The 6,602-nt window shown below is 58.1% G+C and carries 6 protein-coding genes; all 6 read right to left on the reverse strand.

Annotated elements, in window-relative coordinates:
• Window positions 1–348 precede the first annotated feature (348 nt).
• Window positions 349–1,716, reverse strand: coding sequence for a DUF6414 family protein (locus QMG52_RS06020; RefSeq protein ID WP_283559518.1), 1,368 nt, complete (start codon window positions 1,714–1,716; stop codon window positions 349–351).
• On the reverse strand, window positions 1,713–2,396 hold the full coding sequence (locus QMG52_RS06025) for an ATP-binding protein (protein ID WP_349361662.1): 684 nt from the start codon (window positions 2,394–2,396) through the stop codon (window positions 1,713–1,715). The genes QMG52_RS06020 and QMG52_RS06025 overlap by 4 nt, the downstream gene beginning before the upstream one ends.
• A 138-nt stretch (window positions 2,397–2,534) precedes the next feature.
• Entirely contained in the window at window positions 2,535–3,746 is a 1,212-nt protein-coding gene (locus QMG52_RS06030; protein WP_283559519.1) for an IS4 family transposase, read from the reverse strand.
• On the reverse strand, window positions 3,736–4,344 hold the full coding sequence (locus QMG52_RS06035; protein WP_283559520.1) for a hypothetical protein: 609 nt from the start codon (window positions 4,342–4,344) through the stop codon (window positions 3,736–3,738). Before QMG52_RS06035 ends, QMG52_RS06030 begins: the two co-directional genes overlap by 11 nt.
• Window positions 4,345–4,365: 21 nt before the next feature.
• On the reverse strand, window positions 4,366–4,986 hold the full coding sequence (locus QMG52_RS06040; RefSeq protein ID WP_283559521.1) for a DUF8453 domain-containing protein: 621 nt from the start codon (window positions 4,984–4,986) through the stop codon (window positions 4,366–4,368).
• A 648-nt stretch (window positions 4,987–5,634) separates the two neighbouring features.
• Window positions 5,635–6,602, reverse strand: a 968-nt coding sequence (locus QMG52_RS06045) for a hypothetical protein (protein WP_283559522.1), incomplete at its 5' end; no start/stop codon positions are given.

Consider the following 6,602-nt stretch of genomic DNA (forward strand, 5'->3'; position numbering starts at 1 on the left):
CTTAAGTCTTTTGACCTACTTTGATTGCGGCCACGATTTCAGCCCGGCAGGCTCAGCAGCAAAGTGTTGGCGGCATCATTTGGACTAGGCAAGCGTCCGCAAAAGCGCATGGCCGCCAAGAACACGTGTTCTTAGCGGCCATCGCAAAAGGTTTCCGGGAGGTCAGAACCTACACATTGAACCTAAATTCAACCGCGTTCCGTAGCCGAATAACGTTTACGACCTGCGACGCAGGGCAGGGTCCCCATTCCGTACCATCAGTGCGGTTCAGGTCTGCACTTCGATGATGATCCTGCATTTGTTAGGCACGCTCGGGCTCCTGCGATCAAAAGCGCGCTTACGCTCGACCTACCAATAGATGGCGACAACATCGACGTCGAGGAGGCGCGGTCCATCCGCTGGGTCGTCAGTCGTCTGAGTCGGAACTTCCGTAACTGCTGCTGCCGGTACGGATGGAAACAGCGACAACCCTGCGCTCTGCCGGGCCCCGTCACGCAGCACCAGCGCCCGGGCAGCCTCGGGACGGCACCCAAGCAGCTCCTCCAGTGTGTCCGTTAGCACACCGAAGGCTGCCCGTTGCCCAGAAACTGTTGTAGCGCCTGGCTTGAGTTCTGCAATGAGCTGGTCAACTGCAACTGTCTGATCGTCGGTCAGTTGCTTTCCGATGTCGGCTAGAACTGCGTCGCAATAGGTTCGAAGAGCTGTCCCGAGCCGCGCCTGGTTGACATTCTCGGCACTACCCGTGCCGACGGTACCGAACGGGACAGTCCCAGCCGAGTTGATCTTCTCAACCAAGTCTGGCGTGACCGATAGGAATAAGTCGGCCAGTTTTACCGGCGTCCAGCTGCCATGAAGGCTCGGCCGAGAGACACGGCAGAGCATTGTGAACTCTGCGTCGGAGAACAGGACCCGACGAATATCTTTCCAGTACGCGAGGTGCTCAGTAACTCCCACGATCTGGAGCGGTCTTGTCGCCAGATTGAGCCCTTCGATCAGCTGTTTATGGGCGACGTACTCATTCCCTTCCACCTCGACCACAACGTAATCGATCGAAGTCGCACGGATCGGTATGAGCCCAGCGAGTAACCTCTGGAGGATCTTATTTATGGGCTGCACCTCCTGCAGTGAATTAATACCGTTAACTCCGCTAAACATCTCCGGATAGTCTTGGGCCATCCCAGTGATTTCGGAAACCATCGTCCCAAGGTGAAATACAGAGTCCGCAGACAATCGCACGCGATATTCGACGAGCGCTCCACGCTGAAGCTTCTCAGCAGCGACAATCAGAGAGGGCTCGTTGACATCCTTTAGGGCCGCCAAATCTCTGGCAGCGGTCGACGACTTTACTACTTCGATAAGGCGCAATCCCTTGATCTCATGGAACTCTCGGAACCAGGACTGCACGGTAGCTTTACGCGAGGTCTGTATCGTGCTGCTGTTGCTGGTTTGAAACCGAGATTCAATTTCGGCCTTCGCAATGAGCGGTGAGCTCACGCCTACCGTCCCCGAAAGACCCGCTTCGCGTACATCGGTTGCTTCTTCCGAGGTTGAGTCGGTTATCCCACCCTTTTGTGACGAGAGCAAGCTGCGAAGGCTAACCTCGTCGAGGTACACAAACTCGCGTAGGTTCGGCTTGTCTTGGTCGGTTGCGTTACGTCCTGGCTCAACCGCAATCGGCTCGTTCCACAGCCGTCGCCACCACTTTGGGGCGCTCACGCGCTCAGCTCAGTTCCGTTTGAACGACGCGGTCTCAGCGCCACGCGTTCAAACGCCTGAGCAACATCTTCGGCCACAATTACACCGCGCGAGTCGCCAGCGGCCAAGAGTGCCGCTTCCGTCCAGATCGAAGTCAGGTCGGCCGCCGACCAACCTTCGGACAGTGCAGCGACGTCCTCAAGTGGGAGCTCCCCTGACGTCGTAAGTTGACGGGCTCGCACCTTTAGGATCTCGTAGCGGTCAGCGATGGTGGGCAGGCCAAACTCGATCTCCCAGTCAAACCGACCGGGCCGAGTTAGCGCGGGGTCAAGCGCATCGACTCTGTTAGTTGCCGCAATGACCACCACGCTCTTACCCTTGTCGTCGAAGCCGTCCATGAGGGTCAGGAGCTGGGCAACCAGACGCTTTGAAGCTTCGTGCGACTCGCCGGTCCGCTTTTCAGCAATACTGTCGATCTCGTCGAAGAAGATGATGGCCCTGCCACTCGTTGCATTCGTGGCTGCATCGAAGATCCGTCGCAGGGTATTCTCAGTGTCGCCGACGAACTTGCTCACGATTGACGGTCCACTAATGAGGTAGAAGTCAGCCTTAGACTCTTGCGCAATAATTCGAGCCAGATGTGTCTTACCTGTACCAGGAGCGCCCGTAAACAGAATACCCTTGACGGGTCTAGCACCAATGCCGTTTACTTAGGTTTGGGAATTCGTTTGAGTGGCCAGTTGGACATTTTGCGTTTGATGGCCCGTGGGTTGGTTCTGGGTCTTCGCGGGGGGAGCAGCTCGTGGAGGATTTCGGTGGCGAAGGCCACGAAGCTGTTTTTAGCGTGATGGTGAGGGGGGAAAGGCCGGGCTGTCGGCGAGGGAACGCCTGGCAGCCCGGAGGGTCCTGGTGAAGGAAATCCTGAGGGGGTCTTCCTCGAAGTGTTGGGCGACGCCGGCGATCAGTGACCTGAGGGCGTAGTGCACGCACAGGTAGCCGTAGATTTCCTGGAGCACTCCGTCCGGGGTTTTGGAACGCAGCACGATCGATGGTCCGCGCTGGTGGGTCTTGAGCTCATCGAAGCATGATTCGATTTCCCAGCGTTTTGCGTAGAGCTCGGCCAGGTCCTCCACCGGTTCCAGGACAGGGTCCAGGATGGTGGTGATCAGCCGGAAATCGCTCGTGCTCTCACCCGTGGTGACGGTGTATTCGATCACCCGGACCTCAATCCCACCGGTTTTGTTCCGGCGGCCCCTGGTATCGGGATACAGGACCGAAAGATATGACCCGTCCGGCAGTTCCTGGACCACGGGTAGCAGGGCCGAGGACTTCATCCGCCACAAAAGCTGCGCCCCGTCCCCGGCGCTGTCCTTCCACGCCGTGTAGCTGAAGAACCCGCGGTCGGCCATGAGCAACATGGTCGGATCCAGGCGGTGGCGCAGGGCCGGATACATGTCGTGCTCGCTGGTCGTGCAGCTGGCAGCGACCGCCCCGATCACAGCGTGCGTGCCGCACTCCACGAGACCCAGGACCCTGGCCTGCGGGAAGGCGCTCTTGGCCTCGGATTTGGTGCCGGGACGGCCGTAAGCGCGTTCATTGACCGTCGTATCGGCGATGTCCAAGGTCGTGCCGTCCACGCTGACCAGCCGCCATGACTTGTAGAAACCAGGACCACCCGCAACGGCCAGCGGTTGGGCGACCTCGGTGAAGAGCTCGATCATGACCGTGGAGCCAAGCCTGGTCCTGGCCTTGAAAATAGCGGCCTTCGTCGGCATGACCCAGCCGTCGAAGCGCCCGGTGATCCAGTCCAGCCCGGCCAGCAACGACCGCATCACCTCCTCATAGGACCCGGCCGAGAACAACGCCATCGCCATCACGTAGTACACCATCAACCGCGCCGGCAGCAGCCGGGTGCGCTGCTGCCCGGCACCGGTCCGGGCGATCACCTTGTCCACCACATCAGGGGCGAAGACACGCGTCAGCACGCCCAGAGAGACGTGATCACTCAACCGTTCAGAACTTTCGGGCTTCACCCAACCGCTACGTGCCATAAAAAAAGATTAACAGACAAAATCCTAAGTAAACGGCATTGGGTCTAGCACCAATGGCATCTAGTTGCTCGCGGCGCTCGAGCTGCGTCTCGATGAGTTCCTCTGCGCGCGCGATGACGTCCGGGTAGCCGCCGAAGTCTTCGAAGGTCGGCCCTTCCCCTGCTTTGTCAATAAGGTATTCGGATTCAACGCTTTCGTTCTCATCGCCGAAGATGCCGCTTCTGATAGGCTTCTCAGACACGATCGAAAGTACGCCCTGGGCGTCGTTGTACTCGACCATATTGCCGGCAGCAAGCTCCAGCGCACTCGGGTTCGTCACCTTCTGAAAACCAACGCCGCTATCCACGAGCACTGAACCATTATCAAGCACTCGCCTGACAGTCGTAATCTGGTTTGACTGATGCCAGAGGTCGTCCGGCGCAAACTCCCAGCCATTCTGGCCAACCAACAAAACATCGCCTACGGCGATCCGGTCCATGTTTTGGAGACCAGAGGCGCGCCCGTGGTTTCCAGTCTGCGTCTGGAAGTGAATAGTCCCGTCGGCCGCATCCACACGAAGCACATTGAAGAGCTGCCCTTCAAACACTTGGTTACTCATGACCATTCCTCCCCAGCTGGCTCAAACCTCGGTGTTCTCCTGCTGAATATGCTTTCTGATTTTCTCCGCTTCTTGGGCGAGTTTCTCTATTTCCTTACGAACGAAGTGAAGGTTTCCGTCCGGCGCATCCCTTGCTTCACGCCAGTCATTAGGCCGAATCTCGAACTCGTCTGGCTGGAGCGCTCCGTACGGCCCATCTGCCGTTACCCTTAGGCGGTATGTCGTCGTACTATTTTCATCCGCAAGCAGGTCGAAGCCACGCCCAAGCGACCAACGAATGACACGTCCCGGAGCAAGCGAGAGCACGCCGTCACTGACCCTCCTTTGCGCAGCAGCTGTCATTCCTGGGTATTCCGGACTTTCCGGGATGGGTGGGTCTATCACAAGCCGAACGTTGCGCGCCGTTGTCGGACCGGCATTGCCCACTACGAGATGAAGCATCGTACCCTGTTGCATGTCCGGTTGTATGTCCGCCCAAACGTAGGGTTGCGCAGCCTGGCGCATAAGATCACGTTGAATTTCCGTTTGGTCTTCTGCCGCTGTCGCTGCTCGCTGAGCTGGCTTCAGAGCTACAAATGCAGCGGACGCGGCCGCAATGGCACCCACAGCAGCAACGATCGCCGCAATCGCGTTCATATCCATAGGTTCTTTCCTCCTCGTTCTTTGCTCGCTAAACCTACCCTTCCTCTATTGCACCATCAGCAATGCCAAGAGCCAGCAAGCTTCAGTCTCCAAAGATTCGAACATTCAGAGTTTCTGACTTCCGGGCGAATGTTCTCGGCGTCCACCTGACTGTCAACCAACCACATCCATACCGCGTCCGGCGCATCGGTGACAGCTGCATATCCGAAGGGCTACCCGATTCCGAACGGGCACCCCTCCTCCACTGCCCCCAATACTTTGTACGCCAAGGGGCTCGGTTCCCCGGAGCAAGTCCGGCACTAAGACTGTCGACACACAGCGAATAGAAATGCCGCCTCGTACGTCACTCTGGGGCCGTACTTTTTGCCTGGTTCAAGCCTTAAGCCTAAACTCCACCACCACATTCCGTAGCCGAATAACCTCTTACGACCGGGTGCCTCCCCCACAACACCGCGCTCATCTGCACACCGTCAGCCTTGCCATCGGAAGTCCCACTAATCGGGAATTCAAGGCGGCAATGCATTCGCGGAGCCCACACGTCGACCGATCTATCTGCGCTCCGCTACATGGGCCGCACTGCAGCACTGCAGCACACCATCACTATCATCCCGACTCAGAAACGGGCATGCCCGAGCGAGCATGTCATCCCTACCACGCCAACGGGGATGTCGTGGAGAGCGTCTCCCGCTCGCCCGTGGACAGGTTGACGCCAAACCGAAGATGAGCGGAGGGCGATTTTCCCTCGTCTGGGTGCTCCAGCAAGGCCATGCTTCGAGAGACGTCGATCTGAACACCAAGGTGGGAAATCCCTGCGGCGGTCAGTTCATTTATCAATGTGGGGGCATCCTTGAGAGGAAAGTTCTTGTACTGGATGTTACGCGTGGTGGGGAAGGACCGGATGAGCATCGCCTCTGCGACCGTAACGAGTTTGGCACGGTCCATGAGCGGACCGTCCGCCTCACTCATCATTTGGGTGAAGACCTGCGAGATCTCGTCAATGTTATCGGGACCGATACTGAAGGATGCCTCACGTCCCTGAACGTGTGCATCCATGACGACGAGGGCAACATCAACGTTGGGATAGTGCGCCATCTTCTCAGCCAGAACCTGCTGGACCGTTTTGTGACCCTCACCGATGCGCTCAGCAGCGGTTCGTTCGCCGTCTTTCCCGTAAGACTGTCCGATGTACTCCACCCGATAGGTGAAGAACTTCCTCAGGGTGCAGGCGTGCCACCTGTCGAGCGTCTCACCCGGCCGCCACTCGCGCTGCAAGACCTGGCGGGCAATCTCAACTGCATTCATCCGGTGCGCCCCACCTTCGGCATCTATCCACTCGATCGCACCATCGACGAGCGCAGTGCCCACCCGAGGCAAGAGGTCAAACGGAACGGGAATAGTCCGCGGCTTCATCCCACTCCCGTCGTGGAAGCGGGTGTAGAGCTTCCAGCCGTTCCCGTCCTCTCTAAGGTCAACAATGTCCGTCTTCGGGCCCAGGGCTCCTGACATGACAGGACGGCCGTGCGGGTGATGTATTGAGTTTCCGGGGATTCTTGCTCGCTCAAGTCTTTTAATCATGCCCCCGATGTGAGATAATAAACGTGTGACTTTTTCGCTTA

The sequence above is a fragment of the Paenarthrobacter sp. PH39-S1 genome (genome assembly GCF_030063245.1).
In the GTDB taxonomy this organism is placed as follows: domain Bacteria; phylum Actinomycetota; class Actinomycetes; order Actinomycetales; family Micrococcaceae; genus Arthrobacter_M.

Bases quoted from the DNA above. Each gene is read 5' to 3' on its own strand.
- QMG52_RS06030 (WP_283559519.1), bottom strand. From the start codon at position 3,746: ATGGCACGTAGCGGTTGGGTGAAGCCCGAAAGTTCTGAACGGTTGAGT.
- QMG52_RS06040 (WP_283559521.1), bottom strand. From the start codon at position 4,986: ATGGATATGAACGCGATTGCGGCGATCGTTGCTGCTGTGGGTGCCATT.
- QMG52_RS06035 (WP_283559520.1), bottom strand. From the start codon at position 4,344: ATGAGTAACCAAGTGTTTGAAGGGCAGCTCTTCAATGTGCTTCGTGTG.